Origin of the sequence: Pseudoroseicyclus aestuarii (assembly GCF_003217255.1) — a bacterium.
GTDB classification, from domain to species: domain Bacteria; phylum Pseudomonadota; class Alphaproteobacteria; order Rhodobacterales; family Rhodobacteraceae; genus Pseudoroseicyclus; species Pseudoroseicyclus aestuarii.
In genome coordinates, this window is the sequence record NZ_QJTE01000007.1 from 18,608 (window position 1) to 35,110 (window position 16,503).

21 protein-coding genes, 1 other RNA gene and 1 riboswitch are annotated in these 16,503 nt (G+C 69.4%); of the genes, 11 read left to right on the forward strand and 11 right to left on the reverse strand.

Annotation, left to right across the window (positions count from 1 at the left end; genetic code table 11):
• Positions 1-86 precede the first annotated feature (86 nt).
• From ribB to DFP88_RS14700, 4 genes are all read left to right on the forward strand, one after another.
• On the forward strand, positions 87-1,217 hold the full coding sequence (gene ribB, locus DFP88_RS14685; protein ID WP_110815461.1) for a 3,4-dihydroxy-2-butanone-4-phosphate synthase: 1,131 nt from the start codon (positions 87-89) through the stop codon (positions 1,215-1,217).
• A complete protein-coding gene (locus tag DFP88_RS14690; RefSeq protein ID WP_110815462.1) occupies positions 1,217-1,732 on the forward strand; it encodes a 6,7-dimethyl-8-ribityllumazine synthase in 516 nt (171 codons plus the stop codon). Before ribB ends, DFP88_RS14690 begins: the two co-directional genes overlap by 1 nt.
• Positions 1,729-2,199, forward strand: coding sequence for a transcription antitermination factor NusB (nusB, locus tag DFP88_RS14695; RefSeq protein WP_110815463.1), 471 nt, complete (start codon positions 1,729-1,731; stop codon positions 2,197-2,199). The genes DFP88_RS14690 and nusB overlap by 4 nt, the downstream gene beginning before the upstream one ends.
• A gap of 67 nt (positions 2,200-2,266) precedes the next feature.
• The gene (locus tag DFP88_RS14700) at positions 2,267-2,833 is read left to right on the forward strand and encodes an HdeD family acid-resistance protein (protein WP_245904833.1); all 567 of its coding nucleotides are present in this window, start codon (positions 2,267-2,269) and stop codon (positions 2,831-2,833) included.
• A gap of 16 nt (positions 2,834-2,849) precedes the next feature.
• Here the strand turns inward: DFP88_RS14700 and ssrS are convergent.
• A non-coding RNA gene (gene ssrS / locus DFP88_RS17560) (6S RNA) lies at positions 2,850-3,003 on the reverse strand.
• A 119-nt stretch (positions 3,004-3,122) separates the two neighbouring features.
• On the opposite strand from ssrS, the gene DFP88_RS14705 reads away from it, so the two are divergent.
• From DFP88_RS14705 to coaD, 3 genes are all read left to right on the forward strand, one after another.
• The gene (locus tag DFP88_RS14705; protein WP_110815464.1) at positions 3,123-3,617 is read left to right on the forward strand and encodes an MmcB family DNA repair protein; all 495 of its coding nucleotides are present in this window, start codon (positions 3,123-3,125) and stop codon (positions 3,615-3,617) included.
• A 305-nt stretch (positions 3,618-3,922) separates the two neighbouring features.
• Entirely contained in the window at positions 3,923-4,492 is a 570-nt protein-coding gene (locus tag DFP88_RS14710; protein WP_110815465.1) for a hypothetical protein, read from the forward strand.
• A 151-nt stretch (positions 4,493-4,643) separates the two neighbouring features.
• Positions 4,644-5,138 carry a pantetheine-phosphate adenylyltransferase gene (coaD, locus tag DFP88_RS14715; RefSeq protein WP_110815466.1) on the forward strand — a complete coding sequence of 165 codons (495 nt, stop codon included), beginning with the start codon at positions 4,644-4,646 and terminating at the stop codon, positions 5,136-5,138.
• A 12-nt stretch (positions 5,139-5,150) separates the two neighbouring features.
• Here coaD and folD read toward each other — a convergent pair whose 3' ends face one another.
• From folD to DFP88_RS14730, 4 genes are all read right to left on the reverse strand, one after another.
• Complete coding sequence (gene folD, locus DFP88_RS14720; RefSeq protein ID WP_245904834.1) at positions 5,151-6,068, reverse strand: bifunctional methylenetetrahydrofolate dehydrogenase/methenyltetrahydrofolate cyclohydrolase FolD; 918 nt, start codon at positions 6,066-6,068, stop codon at positions 5,151-5,153.
• Positions 6,069-6,107: 39 nt separating this feature from the next.
• Positions 6,108-6,190: riboswitch (ZMP/ZTP riboswitch) on the reverse strand.
• A gap of 104 nt (positions 6,191-6,294) precedes the next feature.
• The gene (locus DFP88_RS17110; protein WP_181418671.1) at positions 6,295-6,453 is read right to left on the reverse strand and encodes a hypothetical protein; all 159 of its coding nucleotides are present in this window, start codon (positions 6,451-6,453) and stop codon (positions 6,295-6,297) included.
• A 205-nt stretch (positions 6,454-6,658) separates the two neighbouring features.
• Complete coding sequence (gene gap / locus DFP88_RS14725) at positions 6,659-7,669, reverse strand: type I glyceraldehyde-3-phosphate dehydrogenase (RefSeq protein ID WP_110815467.1); 1,011 nt, start codon at positions 7,667-7,669, stop codon at positions 6,659-6,661.
• A gap of 101 nt (positions 7,670-7,770) precedes the next feature.
• Positions 7,771-8,040 carry a DksA/TraR family C4-type zinc finger protein gene (locus DFP88_RS14730; RefSeq protein WP_110815468.1) on the reverse strand — a complete coding sequence of 90 codons (270 nt, stop codon included), beginning with the start codon at positions 8,038-8,040 and terminating at the stop codon, positions 7,771-7,773.
• 117 nt (positions 8,041-8,157) lie between these two features.
• On the opposite strand from DFP88_RS14730, the gene DFP88_RS14735 reads away from it, so the two are divergent.
• A complete protein-coding gene (locus tag DFP88_RS14735) occupies positions 8,158-8,547 on the forward strand; it encodes a DoxX family protein (protein WP_110815469.1) in 390 nt (129 codons plus the stop codon).
• A 69-nt stretch (positions 8,548-8,616) separates the two neighbouring features.
• Here DFP88_RS14735 and tkt read toward each other — a convergent pair whose 3' ends face one another.
• Complete coding sequence (tkt, locus tag DFP88_RS14740) at positions 8,617-10,632, reverse strand: transketolase (RefSeq protein WP_110815470.1); 2,016 nt, start codon at positions 10,630-10,632, stop codon at positions 8,617-8,619.
• Between the two features lie 333 nt (positions 10,633-10,965).
• On the opposite strand from tkt, the gene DFP88_RS14745 reads away from it, so the two are divergent.
• Genes DFP88_RS14745 through DFP88_RS14755 form a run of 3 tightly spaced genes read left to right on the forward strand, consistent with a single transcriptional unit; the run spans position 10,966 to position 12,424 of the window.
• The gene (locus tag DFP88_RS14745; protein WP_146227521.1) at positions 10,966-11,478 is read left to right on the forward strand and encodes a hypothetical protein; all 513 of its coding nucleotides are present in this window, start codon (positions 10,966-10,968) and stop codon (positions 11,476-11,478) included.
• The gene (locus DFP88_RS17505; protein ID WP_110815472.1) at positions 11,478-12,086 is read left to right on the forward strand and encodes a cell division protein ZapA; all 609 of its coding nucleotides are present in this window, start codon (positions 11,478-11,480) and stop codon (positions 12,084-12,086) included. Before DFP88_RS14745 ends, DFP88_RS17505 begins: the two co-directional genes overlap by 1 nt.
• Complete coding sequence (locus tag DFP88_RS14755) at positions 12,083-12,424, forward strand: MliC family protein (RefSeq protein ID WP_110815473.1); 342 nt, start codon at positions 12,083-12,085, stop codon at positions 12,422-12,424. Before DFP88_RS17505 ends, DFP88_RS14755 begins: the two co-directional genes overlap by 4 nt.
• A gap of 36 nt (positions 12,425-12,460) precedes the next feature.
• Here the strand turns inward: DFP88_RS14755 and grxD are convergent, their stop codons facing one another.
• From grxD to DFP88_RS14780, 5 genes are all read right to left on the reverse strand, one after another.
• A complete protein-coding gene (gene grxD / locus DFP88_RS14760; RefSeq protein WP_110815474.1) occupies positions 12,461-12,847 on the reverse strand; it encodes a Grx4 family monothiol glutaredoxin in 387 nt (128 codons plus the stop codon).
• Positions 12,848-12,919: 72 nt separating this feature from the next.
• On the reverse strand, positions 12,920-13,213 hold the full coding sequence (locus DFP88_RS14765; RefSeq protein WP_110815475.1) for a hypothetical protein: 294 nt from the start codon (positions 13,211-13,213) through the stop codon (positions 12,920-12,922).
• Entirely contained in the window at positions 13,213-13,455 is a 243-nt protein-coding gene (locus tag DFP88_RS14770) for a BolA/IbaG family iron-sulfur metabolism protein (RefSeq protein ID WP_110815476.1), read from the reverse strand. Before DFP88_RS14770 ends, DFP88_RS14765 begins: the two co-directional genes overlap by 1 nt.
• Before the next feature lie 151 nt (positions 13,456-13,606).
• Positions 13,607-15,766, reverse strand: a complete 2,160-nt coding sequence (gene purL, locus DFP88_RS14775) for a phosphoribosylformylglycinamidine synthase subunit PurL (protein ID WP_110815477.1) — start codon at positions 15,764-15,766, stop codon at positions 13,607-13,609.
• A 33-nt stretch (positions 15,767-15,799) separates the two neighbouring features.
• Positions 15,800-16,339 carry a P-loop NTPase family protein gene (locus DFP88_RS14780; protein WP_245904835.1) on the reverse strand — a complete coding sequence of 180 codons (540 nt, stop codon included), beginning with the start codon at positions 16,337-16,339 and terminating at the stop codon, positions 15,800-15,802.
• Positions 16,340-16,503: the final 164 nt, after the last annotated feature.

The window sequence follows — 16,503 nt, forward strand, 5'->3', positions numbered from 1 at the left end:
GGCTATCTGCCCCCCGAAGAGAACCGCATGGCCCCGGCCATGTCCAGCCCGCCCGATCCGACCCTCCGCGCCGCAAGGAGCCACCCGTGACCCTTTCTTCCGATACCGAAGGCTCGGACCTCCGCGACTGGGCCGATGCGATCAGCCCGATCGAGGAGATCATCGAGGACGCTCGCAACGGCCGCATGTTCGTTCTGGTGGACCACGAGGACCGCGAGAACGAGGGCGATCTGGTGATCCCGGCGCAGATGGCCACGCCCGAGGCGATCAACTTCATGGCGCGCCACGGGCGCGGGCTGATCTGCCTGACGCTGACTGCCGACCGGGTCGACAAGCTGGGCCTGCCGCTCATGGCCTCGCATAACTCCAGCCGGCACGAGACGAACTTCACCATCTCGATCGAGGCGCGCGAGGGCGTCTCGACCGGCATCTCGGCGCATGACCGCGCCCGCACCGTCGCCGTGGCGATCGACGGGGCCGCGACCTCTGCCGATATCGCGACGCCCGGCCATGTCTTCCCGCTGCGCGCGCGCGAGGGCGGCGTGCTGGTCCGCGCCGGCCATACCGAGGCGGCGACCGACATCTCGCGTCTCGCCGGTCTCAACCCCTCGGGCGTGATCTGCGAGATCATGAACGAGGACGGCTCGATGGCGCGGATGCCCGAGCTCATCGCCATGGCGCAGCATCACGGGCTGAAGGTCGGCACGATCAGCGACCTGATCGCCTACCGCCGCCGCCACGACAACCTCGTGCGCGAACGCGAAACGCGCGAGGTGCAGAGCGTGCATGGCGGCGCCTGGACGCTGCGCGTCTATGCCGACGAGACGCAGGGCGCCGAGCATATCGTCATGTCCAAGGGCGATCTGGGCGGCGAGGCGCCGGTGCTGGTGCGGATGCATGCGCTCGATCCGCTGCGCGATGTCGCGGGCGTCTGCGGCGCGGACCGCGCGGGCGAGTTCGGCGCCGCGATGGAGCGGATCGCCGAAGAGGGGCGCGGCGTCGTCGTGCTGCTGCGCGACCTGCACATGCGCCTCGACCTGGGCGAAGAGGCCTCGCCGCAGACGCTGCGGCACTACGGCCTTGGCGCGCAGATCCTCTCCTCGCTCGGTCTGACCCGGATCGAGCTTCTGACCAATTCGCCGCAACCGCGCGTCGTCGGGCTCGAGGCCTATGGCCTCGAGATCACCGGCACCCGCCGCATCGACACGGAGGCCTGATGGCCGGACAGACCCTTCACGCGCTCGAGCGCCCCAGCTTCGACAAGCCGCCGCACCTGCTGATCGCCGTCTCGCCCTATTACAAGGACATCGCGGAGGCGCTGCTGGCCGGCGCCCGCGCCGAGATCGAGGCCGCGGGCGGCACCCACGAGACCGCGGAGTTGCCCGGCGCGCTGGAGCTGCCGGGCGCCATCGCCACGGCCGCGCGCCTGGGCGAATTCGACGGATACGTCGCGCTGGGCTGCGTGATCCGGGGCGAGACCTACCACTTCGAGATCGTCGCCGGCGAAAGCGCCCGCGCGCTCTCGGTGCTGACGCTGCAGGGGCTGGCGATCGGCAACGGCATTCTGACCGTCGATACCTACGAGCAGGCCGAGGTGCGGGCCAAGGATCAGGACAAGGGCGCCGGCGCTGCCGCAGCGGCCCTGCACCTGATCGCCACGGCGCGCCGTTGGGGCAAGACTGAGAAGGGCCTCGGCTTCACCGCAGGCCGCCTTGGCGGAGACGGCGCATGACCCCGTCGGGCAACCAGAAACGCCGGATGCGTTCGGCCGCGCGGCTCTATGCCGTGCAGGCCCTGTTCCAGATGGAAGCTGCCTCGCAAAGCGTCGATGCCGTCATCCTCGAGTTCGAGACGCATCGCTTCGGCGCGACCGACGACGAGGGCTTCGAATGGGAAGAGGGCGACGTCGACACCTTCCGCGCCCTGACGCGCGAGGCGCTGAACAACCAGGCCCGGATCGACCAGATGACCCACCGCGCGCTGGTGGCGAAATGGCCGATCGCCCGGATCGACCCGACCCTGCGCGCGCTGTTCCGCGCCGCCGGGGCCGAGTTCGTCACCGGGGAGACGCCGCCGCGGGTGGTGATCACGGAGTTCGTCGATGTGGCCAAGGCCTTCTTCCCTGACGGAAAGGAGCCGCGCTTCGTGAACGCGGTTCTCGACCACATGGCGCGCGAGGCACGGCCCGAAGCCTTCTGAGGGTGCCCCCTTGGCGCCGCGAGGTGGCTGTGGCTAGGTTCGCCCGAGAACAGGACGGAGACGAGAGATGCGGGACCGCTGGTCCGAAGACGGCGCAGAGCAGGGCGACGAGGACGCGGTCCTCGAGCGGATGCGCGACCGCGAGGGGCGTCTGACGCTTCTGGGGGTCGTCCTCCTCTCGCTCGGGTTCCTCGCGATTCTCTTCCCGCTCGTCGCGACCATCGCGATCAAGGCGATGATTGGCTGGTTCCTGCTGGTGGCCGGGGCGATGACGCTCTGGACCGCCTTCCAGGCGCGGGACTGGTCCTCGGCGCTCTGGGCGGGCGTCTCGGCGATCCTGCAGGTCGTCGCGGGCGTCTACCTCGCCTTCTTCCCGCTGGCCGGGCTTCTGGCGCTGACCCTGCTGATGGGCGCGCTGATCCTGCTGCAGGGGGCGCTTGAGCTCGTGATGGGCCTGCGCCACCGGCCGGGGCGCTCCTGGCCCTGGCTGATCTTCTCGGGCCTCTGCGCGCTGGTAATCGGCGCCATGGTGCTGCTGGGGCTGCCGGACAGCGCGCTCTACACGCTGGGGCTGCTCTTCGGGATCAACCTGATCTCCAGCGGCGCGGCCTTCATCGCCGTGGCGAAGACCTGACCGCAAGAGCCATGTGGCGGGAACCACGGCGACCGTAGGGTACCATTCCCGAGGACCTGTATATACAGGTGGGCGCCAGATAACCGGACCAGGGCCCGGACAGAGCCAGCTCCCTCGGAGTTGCTTAAGGCCACTGGAATTGACCCGTGACACGCGAAGCGCAGAACCCGCCACCGACCGAGGTAGGGTGCGGCGGCCCTCTGCGCAAGGGTTCGCGGCACCGGGGCAGGGCGGCGACGCCACGTGAGGCGGGCTTGACGCCTGTTCCCCTAATGTTCATCTTTCGGCCATGACCGGAGATGCAGCGGATTGGGACGAAGCGGCGCCGCCCCGCCTGGAGGCGCAGAGCGCCCTGCCGCGTCCCGGCCAGCGCCTTGCCCGCGGGGTCTGCCGGCACCTCCTCTCGCTCGACTTCGTGACGGTCGAGGAGTTGGTGCCCGCGCCGGGGCTGCGCGTCGACGTCATGGCGCTGGGGCCGAAGGGCGAGATCTGGGTGATCGAATGCAAGTCGAGCCGCGCCGACTTCACCTCGGACCGCAAGTGGCAGGGCTACCTTGAGTGGTGCGACAGGTTCTTCTGGGCTGTGGACGCCGATTTCCCGACCGATCTCCTGCCCGAGGGGACGGGGCTGATCCTGGCCGATGACTTCGACGCCGAGATCGTGGCGCTCGGCCCCGAGACGAAGCTGGCCGCGGCACGGCGCAAGGCGATGACCCTGCGCTTCGCCCGCCATGCCGCGCAGCGCCAGCAGGCCGCCCGGGATCCGGGCCTGGCACTGCGCTGAGGCGGCGCGCGGCGAATCAGAGGCAGTCCCTCGGGCCGGCCGTTGGCCCCTTCACGGACAGGATCGGTCGCCGTTTCCCGTCAGGATTGTCGGATTGAAAATACGACTTTCCGTAGGGTAGCAAAATTGAGGCGAAATGAAGGCGTTGCTTGCCGCTAGGGCACGCGCTGTCTAACAAATCCTCATCACCAACAAGACGCGCCGGGTGACGGAACCCATGGGTCCCGCGGTCCACGACAGGGCCGCGACAGGCGGCGTAACGAGTTTGTCCTGCCGCGTCTCGCGGCAGAATGGGAGAGTATCATATGACCAAGCCAGCCGTTTTCCTGGCCGCCGCCCTGACCATCGGGGCCTTCGCCAGCACCGCCAGCGCCGCCACCTGCGCCTATAGCGGCGCCGTCTCCCCGAACGAGGGGTGCATGGTGGGCTCCGAGAACAACGACAAGGCCGACCTGCTGGACGGCTTCTTCGGCGTCGACAGCTACAGCCAGATTGCCAAGGCCGAATTCGGCGGCATGGACGAGGGCTCGGGCCTGAGCGTCTCGGGCTCCGTCACGAGCGGCAGCTTCTCGATCATGTCGTCGCTCTACGACACCTACGAGACCCTCGTGCTGGTGCTGAAGGGCGGCAACGGCAAGCCGATCTCGCCGAACGACTTCGTCGCCTACGAGCTGGCCGATGGCACCCTCTCGGGGACCTATTCCAGCCCCTTCAGCAACAGCAACAGCGGCAATGCCACGGGCATCAGCCATATCACGCTCTACGGTGGCGGCACGCCTGCGCCGGTGCCGCTGCCGGCGGGCATCGGCCTTCTGGCCGCCGCGCTCGGCGGTCTGGGCGTCGCGGGCCTGCGCCGGCGCAAGCGCGCGGCCTGACGCCAGCCCCGCCGCCCTGCGCGGCGGCAGGCGCACCAGCGCCGGGCGGCCTTCTTCAGGGGCCGCCCGCTTGCCGTTCCGCGGGGCTTACGCCTTGCATCCCGGCGCCGCTTGGGGTTGCCTGCGCGCGAAACCGTGAACGAGGCGTCCCATGCGCACCGGCCTGTACCCCGGCACATTCGACCCCGTCACGCTGGGGCATACCGACATCATCGCCCGCGCCTGCACCATGGTCGACCGGCTGGTGATCGGTGTGGCGATCAACGAGGGCAAGGGCCCGATGTTCACGCTGGCCGAGCGGGTCGCCATGGTGCAGGCCGAGGCCGGCCCTATCGGCGCCGCGAAGGGCTGCGAGATCGTCGTCCACCCCTTCGAGAACCTGCTGATCGACTGCGCCCGCGACGTGGGTGCGCAGATCATCATCCGCGGCCTGCGCGCGGTCGCCGACTTCGAATACGAATTCCAGATGGTCGGCATGAACCGTGCGCTCGATTCCAGCATCGAGACGGTCTTCCTGATGGCCGAGGCGCGGCATCAGGCCATCGCCTCGCGGCTGGTCAAGGAGATCGCGCGGCTGGGCGGCGATGTGACCAAGTTCGTGCCCCCGGCCGTCAACACCGCGCTGCGCGCGCGCTGCGACGGCTAGGCGGCGCGGGGGTCAGCCCATCGCGGGCGGAGTCATCCCCTCGCGCCGGTAGGCGGCCAGCACGGTGTTGTGCATCAGCGCCATGATCGTCATCGGCCCGACGCCGCCGGGGACGGGGGTGATCGCGCCCGCGACCTCCACCGCCTCGTCGTAGGCGACATCGCCCAGAAGGCGCGTCTTGCCCTCCACCTGCGTGCGGGTCATGCCGATGTCGATCACCGTGGCACCGGGGCGCAGCCAGTCCCCGCGCACGAGGCCGGCGCGCCCGGTGGCGACGATCACGATCTCGGCGGCGCGGACCTTTTCCGGCAGATCCCGAGTGAACTTGTGCGCGGCGGTGACGGTCGCGCCTTCGGCCAGCAGAAGCTGGACCATCGGCTTGCCCACCATGACCGAGGTGCCGATCATGATCGCATCGCGCCCGGAAAGATCGCCCAGAGTGTCCTTGAGCAGCATCAGGCAGCCGAGCGGCGTGCAGGAGATCAGCGCCGGCTCTCCGGCGGCCAGAAGGCCGGCGTTCAGCGGGTGCAGACCGTCGACGTCCTTGGCCGGATCGATGGCCCGCAGCACCGGCCCGGCATCCAGATGCGCCGGCAGCGGCAGTTGCAGCAGGATGCCGTCGATCGTGGGATCGGCGTTCAGATCCGCGATCAGCGCCATAAGCCCCTCCTGCGTGGCGTCCTGCGGCAGGACGTGGCGCAGGCTGTGCAGGCCCATCTTCTCGGTCATCCGCAGCTTGGCGCCGACGTAGACCTCGCTCGCCGGATCGTCGCCGACCAGCACGGCGGCAAGGCCGGGGCAACGCCCACTCTGCGCCTCGAAGGCGGGGAGGGCCTCCATGATGCGCTGTGACCAGGCCTCGGACCGGGCGCGGCCGTCGATCGGGCGGGCCAGGGTGCCGGTGGCGGGAGTAGCTTGGGTCATGGACATGGCGGGGCCTCGGTCATCGTGGATGATCCCGGGGTCTTTCCCGGGGGCCCAGGCGCGCGGCTCGTTTCGCATGCGCTTCCCGGTGGTGGCCCACCTTGTGATCGCCAGTCGCGCATGGGCAGCGATTACGGTCTGGGACGGCCTGCGTCAACTGTGCCGGGAGGACAGGCAAAAGCCGCCCCGCGGGGCGGCCTGCAATCGTTACGGCACCTGTTGGGGGCCCGCGTCAGCCGTAGACGGCGCTGCGGGCGATGCGGTTGGCATCCTCGGGCATCAGCCCCAGGTCCCAAGCGGTCTGGCGCGGCATGGCGCGCAGCTCGCGGCGGGTGCGGTTATACGCGGCGCGGCGGGAAACGGCGGCGCGGATGGTCGTCAGGTAGGTCATCTTGATCTCCTTGGCCTTGGTTCGTGCCTCCACGCCTTCCAATATGGCCATGCTGCGCCGCAGCACAATTTCCCGTTTCGCGGGTCCGCCATGTCCTGCGCGCAATGCGAACGAGCAGGTTCAGCAAGGAAAAGGGGCACGCCGCGATGCGGCGTGCCCCTTGGTAAGGCAGATCACGATCGCGCCCCGCGCGGGGCGCGGCGGATCAGATCAGCTTGCCCATGGCGACGGCGGTATCGACCATCCGGTTCGAGAAGCCCCACTCGTTGTCGTACCAGGACATCACGCGGACCATGTTCCCCTCGAGCACCTTGGTGCCGTCCAGCGCGAAGGTCGAGCTGTGGGGATCGTGGTTGAAGTCGCTGCTGACCAGCGGCTGCTCGGTAAAGGCCAGAACGCCCTTCATCGGGCCCTCGGCGGCGGCCTTAATGGCGTTGTTGATCTCTTCGACCGTGGTGTCGCGCGAGGCTTCGAAGGTCAGGTCGATGACCGAGACGTTCGGCGTGGGCACGCGGATCGACACACCGTCGAGCTTGCCGTTCAGTTCAGGCAGCACGAGGCCGACGGCCTTGGCGGCGCCGGTGGAGGTCGGGATCATCGACAGCGCCGCGGCGCGGGCGCGGTAGAGGTCCGAATGCAGGGTGTCCAGCGTCGGCTGGTCGCCGGTGTAGCTGTGCACCGTGGTCATGAAGCCCTTGGTGATGCCGACGGCGTCGTGCAGCACCTTCGCGACGGGCGCGAGGCAGTTGGTGGTGCAGGACGCGTTCGAGACGATCAGGTCGGCGGCGGTCAGCGTATCCTCGTTCACGCCAAAGACGATGGTCTTCTCGCCCTGCGTCGGGTTCTTGAGCGGGGCCGAGACCAGCACACGCTTGGCGCCGTTCTTCAGGTGCAGGCCGGCCTTCTCGGGCGTGGTGAAGATGCCGGTGCATTCCATCACGATATCGACGTCCGACCAGGGCAGCTCGGCGGGATCGCGCATGGCGGAGACGCGCATCGGGCCGCGGCCGACGTCGATGGTGTCCTCGGTCGTCGTCACCTCGCCGGGGAAGCGGCCGTGCACGCTGTCGAAGCGGATGAGGTGGGCGTTGGTCTCGACCGGGCCGAGGTCGTTGATCGCGACGACCTCGATATCGGTGCGGCCGGATTCGATGATGCTGCGCAGCACGTTCCGACCGATACGGCCGAAGCCATTGATTGCAACCTTGACTGCCATGATCGTTCCCTCCGGGATTGAGGCTTGGGTTTGGCGCACAGAAGGCGGATTTCCGGGCAAAGGTCAACCGCCGCCGCCGTGGCTCCGCGGCGCGCGCGGCATCACTTGAGCTGGCTGTCTTTCGAGCCGCGGCGGTTGAAGCCGCCCCGGTCCTGCGGCCGGCTGTCGCGCCCGGACTGACACTCGACGCACAGCTTCACGCCCGGGATCGCCTGCCGCCGCCGCTCGGGGATCGGCTCGTCGCATTCGGCGCAATGCGTCGCGCTTTCGCCCACGGGGGCGCGGCGCGCCTGCATCCGCTTAAGCTCGTCGCTGATCGAGGCTTCGATCTGTTCGCCTACCGCGCCATCGCGCGACCATCCACCGGCCATGCTGGATCCTCCTGCACTGGACCCGTTCATCTATGTCGTCCTGCGGTTTGTGCAACGCTTGCGGGGGGCAGCGGGCGCAGGCAGGCTTCTTGGCGTCAGAACCAAGGGGGGGCAAGGATGCAGGATATCGGCGGGCGCGGAGATGCGGCGTTGCTGCTTCTGGCACGACTGGCGCTGGCGGCGCTGATGCTGGGCGGGGCGGCGCAAAAGGCGCTCTCGCCGGGCGATGCCATGGCGCTGCTGGCCGAGCGCGGCTTGCCGCAGGCGCTGGTCTGGCCGGCGCTGGCCTATGACGCGGCGGCGGGCGTGGCGCTGGTGCTGGGCTGGCGGATGCGCCCGCTGGCGCTGAGCCTCGCGGTCTACTGCGCTTTCACCAGCTGGTTCCACTTCAAACCCGAGGATCCCTGGCAGATGACGATCTTCGTCAAGAACTGGGCCATCGCGGGCGGCTGCTGCGCGCTCGCCGTGGCCGGGGCGGGGCCATGGCGACTGGGCCGGCGGGGCTGAGGGCGCACACGAAAAAGGGGGACGCGGCTGGCGCGTCCCCCTTCCTGTCTCGGCGGTATGAGGCGGGCCTCAGAGCATCGCCTTGACCTTCTCGACGGTCGCCTCGGCGGTGATGCCGAACTTCTCGTAAAGCACCTCGGCGGGCGCGGAGGCGCCGAAGCCGTCCATGCCGACGAAGGCGGATTTCGCCTCGCGGCCGCGCTCGCCCAGAAGCAGGCGATCCCAAGGCTGGCGCACGCCGGCCTCGATCGCGACGCGGACCGGCCCGGCGGGCAGGACCCGGCGGCGGTAGCTCTCGTCCTGCTCGTAGAAGAGCTCCATGCAGGGGACGGAGACGACGCGGGTGCCGATGCCCTCGGCCTCGAGCATCTCGGCGGCCTTCACCGCGATCTCGACCTCGGAGCCGGAGGCCATGAGGATCGCGCGCCGCTTTTCCTTGGCCTCGCGCAGGACATAGGCGCCCTGGGCGGTCAGGTTCTTGCTCTTGTGCTCGGTGCGCACGGGGGCAAGGTTCTGCCGGCTCAGCGCGAGGACCGAGGGCCGGCTCTCGTGCGTCAGCGCCAGTTCCCAGGCCTCGGCGGTCTCGACCGTGTCGGCGGGGCGGAACACCGCGGTGTTCGGCGTCGCGCGCAGCATGGCCAGATGCTCCACCGGCTGGTGGGTCGGGCCGTCTTCGCCCAGACCGATGGAGTCGTGGGTCATCACGTAGACGACCGGAGCGTTCATCAGCGCCGACAGACGCATCGCCGGACGGGCGTAATCGGTGAAGCACATGAAGGTGCCGCCGTAGGGGCGCACGCCGCCATGCAGCTCCATGCCGTTCATCGCCGCGGCCATGCCATGCTCGCGGATGCCGTAGTAGATGTAGCGGCCCTTGCGGTTCTCGGGGTCGAAAACCTCGATGTCACCGGCCTTGGTGTTGTTCGAGCCGGTCAGGTCGGCGCTGCCGCCCGCGGTTTCGGGCATCACGCGGTTGATGACGTCGAGCACCATCTCCGAGGATTTGCGCGTCGCGACGCTCTTGCCCTCTTCGGCGGCCTGCTTCTTGAAGGCACGGAGCTTGGAGGCAAGCTGCTTGGGCGCCTCGCCCTTCATCACGCGCTCGAACTCGGCCTTCTTGCGGTCCGACAGGGCGTCGAGCTGGTCTTGCCACTCGGCACGCTGCTGGGCGCCGCGGCTGCCCATGGCTTCCCACTGCGCCTTGATGTCCTTGGGGATCTCGAAGGCGGGGGCGGTCCAGCCGTAGGCCTTCTTGGTCGCGGCGATGACCTCGGGGTCGCTGACGACACCGTGACCCTTGGCGGTATCCTGCACGGCGGTGCCGAGCGCGATGTGGGTGCGCGTGTTGATCATCGAGGGGCGCGGATCGGCCTTGGCGGCGGTGATCGCGGCGTCGATGGCCTCGGGGTCGTGGCCGTCGATTTCCTGCACGTGCCAGCCGGAGGCCTCGAAGCGGGCGGTCTGGTAGGTGATGTCCGAAAGCGAGACCTTGCCGTCGATGGTAATGCCGTTGTTGTCGAAGAAGACGACAAGGTGGCCCAGCTTCTGCTTGCCGGCGAGGGCGATCGCCTCGTGGCTGATGCCCTCCATCAGGCAGCCGTCACCGGCGATGACGTAGGTGTGGTGGTTCACGACCTTGCTGCCGAAGCGGGCGCGCAGCATCTCTTCGGCGATGGCGAAGCCGACCGAGTTCGCGAGACCCTGGCCCAGCGGGCCGGTCGTCGTCTCGACCGCCTCGGTATGGCCGGTCTCGGGGTGGCCGGCGGTGCGGCTGTCCCACTGGCGGAAGTTCTTGATCTCCTCGAGCGTCATCTCCTTGTACCCGGTCAGGTACAGCAGGCCGTAGAGCAGCATGGAGCCATGGCCGGTCGAGAGGATGAAGCGGTCGCGGTCGGGCCACTCGGGGTTCGCGGGGTCGAACCGCATGTGCTTGTCGTACAGAACGGTCGCGACATCGGCCATGCCGAGCGGCATGCCGGTGTGCCCGGATTTCGCGGCGGCCACGGCGTCGAGGGCGAGGGACCGGAGAGCCGCCGCCTTCATCCAGTGCTCGGGGTGCGCCTTGCGCAGATCTTCGATGTTCACGGGAGGCGGTCCTTGTTGAGTGATAAGGGCTTGGTGCCGGGTCTTAGCAGGCACGGGGCCGAGATCAAGCGCGCCATCGCCGCGAAAGAGGGGCTTTGGCGGCTGTTTGCCGCCCCTCGCGGCGGCTTTCGGGGCTTCGAGCAGGGGGTGAAGAGTGCGGCGCACCCGCTTGATCCGGCAGGCGGCTGGCGGTTTGCCCCCTTCGCCCGCGCGGCATAGTCTGGCCATGAAAAAGCACGATTCGGACGCGCCGGCAGGGCGCGTGCAATCGGGAGAGGCAACAGGACCCGACAGCGCCCGAGCGGCGCCGCAGGGCCGGGCGATCGGATACGAATGAGCGATATCAAGGAAGTTCAGGACCGGATGGCGGCCGCCCTGGGGCGGATCGGCGCCGCGCTGGAGACGCGGGGCGCGCAGCAGGATGGCGCCTCCAGCGCCGCCCGCGAGGCCGCCGAGGCCGAGGCCGCGAACCTGCGCCTGGAGCTCGAGCAGGAGCGTCAGGTCAGCCAGCGGCTGGGCGAGGAGCTGCGGGCGCTGTCGGAAGGACAGGAGGGCCGCGTGGCCGAAGCCGAGGCCCGGCATGCGGCGCAGCAGGAGCGGATCGCCGATCTCGACGCGCAGCTGCAGGGGCTGCGCCGCTCCAACGCCGAGCTGCGCGAGCTGGCGGAGCGGATGCGCCTTGCGCTGGCGGACGAGGTTTCGGACCCAGAGCTGATCAACCGCGCCCTTCAGGCCGAACTCGACGGGCTGCGCAGCAGCGCTGCCGCGACGCAGGTCGAACTCGACGCCGTTCTCGCGCAGCTCGAGCCGCTGATCGCGGGCGCGGACCAACAGGAGGGCCAGTGATGCCGCAGGTCGAGATCACCATCGGTGGGCGCAGCTTCGAGGTCGCCTGCCAGGAGGGCGAGGAGCCTTTCCTGCAGGCCGCGGCCCAGGTTCTGGATCAGGAAGCGAGCGCGCTGAGCGCGCATGTCGGCCGGATGCCCGAAAGCAAGATGCTGCTGATGACCGGGCTGATGCTGGCCGATCGCATGGCCGGCACGGATGACCGCCTAAAGGAGGCCGAGCAGCGGGCGCAGGCCGCCGAGGCCGGGCTGGGCCAGGCGCAGGCGCAGATCGACGCGGCAGAGGCCGCGGCCCAGCAGGCCGTGCAGCAGGCCGAGCGCGCCGCCTACGACGCGGTCGAGCAGGCGCGGCAGGAGGCCGAGGCCCGGATCGAGGCCGCGCAGGCCGAGGCCGCGACGCAGGTGGAGGCGGCCCTCGCCGATAGCGCCGCCCGGCTCGAGGCAGCCGAGGGCGAGGCCCGCCGCGCCCGCGCCGAGTTGGAGAGCCGGGCGAACGAGATCGGGCTGCCCGACGATGCGGTGGCGATCCCCGAGGCCGCGCTGGAGCATCTGCAGGCGCTGGTGCTGGAAGCCGAGGCGCTGGCCGAGCGCGCGCAGGGCGCGGAGTGAGGCGACCGGCAGGGCGCCTCGGCGCCTGCCTCGCGGCGTGCCTGATTGGTCTGCCGGTTCAGGCGCAGGAAAGCGTCCTGCGCACCCGCTACCTCTGCGACGGCCGCGCCGAGGTGGAGGCTATCTACATCAACGACAGCGACCCGCAGAGAGTCGCGCTGCTGGTCGAGGGGAAACTTGTCCTGCTGGAGCAGGGGCGGGCGGCCTCCGGCGTCAGGTACGAGGCGGGATCTGGCGGCCCGGCCTACCAGTGGTGGACGAAGGGCGACGAGGCCAGCCTGTCATGGCTGGGCGAGGGCGGGCCGCGCCCGGTCTACGAGACCTGCATCGAAGAGTGAGGCGGCGCGGCGACTAAGGCCGCCGCGCCAGAGGCCTTACTGCTGGTTGGCCTCGCGGATCTTGCCCGCGGCCTCCTTGTCGTAGCCGATGCCCTTGGCATCGAAGAGCTGGTCGAGCTCGCCCGAGAGGGTCATCTCGGTGACGATGTCGCAGCCGCCCACAAACTCTCCCTTCACGTAAAGCTGCGGGATCGTCGGCCAGTCGGAATAATCCTTGATGCCCTGGCGGATGCCCTCGTCGGCGAGGACGTTCACGTCCTTGAAGGTCACTTCCATGAAGTTCAGCACGCCGGCGACGCGGCTGGAAAAGCCGCATTGCGGCATCGTGCCGGTGCCCTTCATGAAGAGGACGACGTCGTTGCCGGCGACTAGATCGGCGATGGTCTGTTGCGCATCGGTGCCGGGGGTAGCGGTCTCGGTCATGTGGTTCTCCTTGCGGTGTCGCGGGCGCCGCTGCGGGGCGCCATGGCGGCGGGTCATGTGGGGGCGGCTGGTCTACCAGCGCTCGTTAAGCTGGTGCAGCCGGGCATTGCGGCGGTTCACGCGCGCCATCGCCTCGAGGTCCAGAGCCTCGGTGCCGAGGCCGGGCTTGATCGTGCTCCAGCGCACTTCGCGCCGCGCTCCGGCGCTGTCGCCCCGGTCCAGCCGCATGTCGGCGTCGAAGTCGTCGCGGTGCCCCTCCGGCTGGTACTGGCTGAGCGGGCGGTGCCGCCGGGGCTGGGTCCTTGCGACCAGCGCGGCCCCGAAACCGAAGGCGGCGCCGAGGATCGCGATGGTCCGCAGGCCCATCAGTCCGGCGCCTTGGTGGTTAGCGCCAGCGCGTGCAGATCGCCGGAGGGGCCGTCCATCTTGCCCTTGAGGGCGGCATAGACGGCGCGCTGCTGCTGCACGCGGTTCTGGCCGCGGAAGCTCTCGTCGATCACCTCGGCCGACCAGTGATTGCCGTCGCCGGCGAGGTCGGTGATGGTGACCTTCGCTTCCGGGAAGCTGTCCTTGATGAGATCCTCGATCTCGCGCGCGGTCATCGGCATGGTGGCCCCTTCTCCTTGAGGGGAGAATGTAGGCGCCGGCATGGGGCGCCGCAAGGGCGCGCCGGCCTCGCGCGGAGGGAGGGGGGCGCTGCCCCCCCCCTCGGCCCTGGCGGGCCTCACCCCCCAGGATATTTGCAAAGAGAAGAGGGAGTCAGTCGAAGAGGGCGGGGAAGGTGCCGCGCCAGAGGGTGGTGAGATCCTCCATCGGCGCGCTGGCTGCGCCCATGGAGAAACTCTTGCCGCCGATGCTTCCGACCTCGTCCATCTCCAGCCCCTCGGCCTCGGCGGCGCGCAGGAGGGCGCGGGCGGCCTCGGGGGCCGCGGCGATCAGGTAGCGGGCCTGATCCTCGCCGAAGAGGGCGGCGATGCCTTCGGGCGCGAGGGTGGCCCCGAAGCCCGCGGCCTCGGCCAGCTCGAAGGCGGCGAGGGCGAGGCCGCCGTCCGAGATATCGGTGCAGGCGCGGATATGGCCCTTCTGCGCGAGGACGAAATCGCCATGCGCCCGCTCCGCCGCCAGATCGACGGGGGGCGGCGCGCCCTCTGCCCGGCCAAGGGCCTCGGCCAGCAGGGCCGAGCGGCCGAGATGCGTGCCGGTGCCGCCCAGCAGCAGCAGCAGGTCGCCGTCACTGGCGGGGCCGGCGATCATGTCGTCCAGATCCGCGATCAGCCCGACGGCGCCGATGGTGGGGGTCGGCAGGATGCCGCGACCGTCGGTTTCGTTGTAGAGGCTGACGTTGCCCGAGACGATCGGCATGTCGAGGGCGATGCAGGCCTCGCCGATGCCCTGTATCGCGCCGACGAACTGGCCCATGATCTCGGGCTTTTCGGGGTTGCCGAAGTTCATGTTGTCGGTGGTCGCGAGCGGGCGCGCGCCGGTGGCGACGAGGTTGCGATAGGCCTCTGCCACGGCCTGGCGGCCGCCCTGCACGGGATCGGCCACGACGTAGCGCGGCGTGACGTCCGAGGTGAAGGCAAGGCCGCGGGTCGTGTCATGCACGCGGATCACGCCTGCACCGCGGCCGGGGACGCGGGCGGTATCGCCCATGACCATGTGATCGTATTGCTCCCAGACCCAGGACTTCTGGGCGTGGTTCGGGCTGGAAAGGAGGGCGCGCAGCCCGTCCATCGGGTCGATCTCGGGCAGGTCGCCCAGCGGCGCGGGCGGCGGCGTCGGGACCCAGGGGCGGTCGTATTCCGGCGCGGTGCCGGAGAGCGCCTTGAGCGGCAGATCGGCCTTCACCTCGCCGTTCAGCGTGACGAGAAAGCGGTCCTCGGGGATGGTCTCGCCGACGATGGCGAAGTCGAGGTCCCACTTGTGGAAGATCGCGCGGGCCTCGGTCTCCTTCTCGGGGCGCAGCACCATGAGCATGCGCTCCTGGCTTTCGGAGAGCATCATCTCGTAGGCGGTCATGTTCTCTTCGCGCACCGGCACGCGGTCGAGCTCCAGCTTGATGCCGAGATCGCCCTTGTCGCCCATCTCGACGGCCGAGCAGGTGAGGCCCGCGGCGCCCATGTCCTGGATCGAGATCACGGCGCCCGAGGCCATCAGCTCGAGGCAGGCCTCCATCAGGCATTTCTCGGTGAAGGGATCGCCGACCTGCACGGTCGGGCGCTTGTCCTCGATGCTGTCGTCGAATTCGGCGCTGGCCATGGTGGCGCCGCCGACGCCGTCGCGCCCGGTCTTGGCGCCGAGGTAGACCACCGGCATGCCGACTCCGCTCGCGGCGGAGTAGAAGATGGCATCGGCCCGCGCGATCCCGGCGGCAAAGGCGTTGACCAGGCAGTTGCCGTCATAGGCCGCGTCGAAGCGGACCTCTCCGCCCACGGTCGGCACGCCGAAGGCATTGCCGTAGCCGCCGATCCCGGCGACCACGCCATGCACGAGGCTGCGGGTACGCGGATGTTCGGGCCGCCCGAATGAGAGCGCGTTCATCGCCGCGACGGGCCGCGCCCCCATGGTGAAGACATCGCGCAGGATGCCGCCCATGCCGGTGCCAGCGCCCTGATAGGGCTCGATGTAGGAGGGGTGGTTGTGGCTCTCCATCTTGAAGACCACGGCCAGCCCCTCGCCGATATCGACGACGCCCGCGTTCTCTCCGGGGCCGCAGATCACCTGCGGGCCCTTGGTGGGCAGGGTGCGCAGCCACTTCTTCGAGGACTTGTAGGAGCAGTGCTCGTTCCACATGGCCGAGAAGATGCCAAGCTCGGTGAATGTGGGCTCGCGGCCGATCACCTCCAGCAGGCGCTGGTATTCGTCCGGTTTCATCCCGTGCGCGGCGATGAGATCCTCGGTAATGGCCGGCTCGTTCATGCCCAGACCCCCTGGCTGCGAAGTTGCGCCCTGTTAGGACAAGCGCGCCCCGAGGGGAAGCGCCTCGGGCGGTTGCGCGAGGAAGGCGTCGATCTGCGCCTGGCTGCGCAGGCGGTGGCGCGGCTTGCCCTCGGCCTCGTCAAAGAGTGCCTGCATCTTGGCCCGGTGCGTGGCGCGGGTGTCCCAGATCCAGCGCAGGAAGGCCGGGTCCAGCCGCTCGGGGCAGTTCTCCGGCAGGTCCGGGCGGGTGGAGCGCGCATATTCGGCGCGCCGTTTGAGAACCCGCCAAAGGCGCAGGCCGACGGGCAGGTCGACCCAGATCAGCATCTGCGCCCGCGAAAGGCGGTTGGGCCATGTCGCGCTGTGTCCGCCTTCGAAGATCCAGCGCTCCTGCGCCTCGACCTCCTGGCAGAGCAGGGTCTTTTCCGGGCGCGGCCTCTCGATCCAGCCGGGGCGGTAATGGATCTTGTCGATATGGATCACCGGCAGGCCCGTGCGCGCCCCGAGGGCGCGGGCGAGGGTGGATTTTCCGGCGCCGGGCTGGCCGACGATCATGATGCGCTGGATGGTCATGGTCCCCCCAGTTTTGCACAGCAGGCAAAAAAAAAGCCGGGCCCGAAAGCCCGGCAAGTCCAACAGGGAGGTATGAAGTGATGCGCCCTGAGGCATTCATCGCTGCATGCTGTTGAAGTAGTAGGCACATTGAGGACGATCAAGCGGCGATCGCCCCGGTCGGC

Coding starts and splice junctions, on each gene's coding strand:
- grxD (WP_110815474.1), bottom strand. CDS start 12,847: ATGACCGAGACCGCTACCCCCGGCACCGATGCGCAACAGACCATCGCC.
- gap (WP_110815467.1), bottom strand. CDS start 7,669: ATGGCAGTCAAGGTTGCAATCAATGGCTTCGGCCGTATCGGTCGGAAC.
- coaD (WP_110815466.1), top strand. CDS start 4,644: ATGCGCACCGGCCTGTACCCCGGCACATTCGACCCCGTCACGCTGGGG.
- nusB (WP_110815463.1), top strand. CDS start 1,729: ATGACCCCGTCGGGCAACCAGAAACGCCGGATGCGTTCGGCCGCGCGG.
- DFP88_RS14730 (WP_110815468.1), bottom strand. CDS start 8,040: ATGGCCGGTGGATGGTCGCGCGATGGCGCGGTAGGCGAACAGATCGAA.
- DFP88_RS17505 (WP_110815472.1), top strand. CDS start 11,478: ATGCCGCAGGTCGAGATCACCATCGGTGGGCGCAGCTTCGAGGTCGCC.
- DFP88_RS17110 (WP_181418671.1), bottom strand. CDS start 6,453: ATGACCTACCTGACGACCATCCGCGCCGCCGTTTCCCGCCGCGCCGCG.
- DFP88_RS14735 (WP_110815469.1), top strand. CDS start 8,158: ATGCAGGATATCGGCGGGCGCGGAGATGCGGCGTTGCTGCTTCTGGCA.
- folD (WP_245904834.1), bottom strand. CDS start 6,068: ATGTCCATGACCCAAGCTACTCCCGCCACCGGCACCCTGGCCCGCCCG.
- purL (WP_110815477.1), bottom strand. CDS start 15,766: ATGAACGAGCCGGCCATTACCGAGGATCTCATCGCCGCGCACGGGATG.
- DFP88_RS14690 (WP_110815462.1), top strand. CDS start 1,217: ATGGCCGGACAGACCCTTCACGCGCTCGAGCGCCCCAGCTTCGACAAG.
- DFP88_RS14705 (WP_110815464.1), top strand. CDS start 3,123: ATGACCGGAGATGCAGCGGATTGGGACGAAGCGGCGCCGCCCCGCCTG.
- DFP88_RS14700 (WP_245904833.1), top strand. CDS start 2,267: ATGCGGGACCGCTGGTCCGAAGACGGCGCAGAGCAGGGCGACGAGGAC.
- DFP88_RS14710 (WP_110815465.1), top strand. CDS start 3,923: ATGACCAAGCCAGCCGTTTTCCTGGCCGCCGCCCTGACCATCGGGGCC.
- DFP88_RS14745 (WP_146227521.1), top strand. CDS start 10,966: ATGAGCGATATCAAGGAAGTTCAGGACCGGATGGCGGCCGCCCTGGGG.
- DFP88_RS14770 (WP_110815476.1), bottom strand. CDS start 13,455: ATGCCGATGACCGCGCGCGAGATCGAGGATCTCATCAAGGACAGCTTC.
- DFP88_RS14765 (WP_110815475.1), bottom strand. CDS start 13,213: ATGGGCCTGCGGACCATCGCGATCCTCGGCGCCGCCTTCGGTTTCGGG.
- DFP88_RS14780 (WP_245904835.1), bottom strand. CDS start 16,339: ATGACCATCCAGCGCATCATGATCGTCGGCCAGCCCGGCGCCGGAAAA.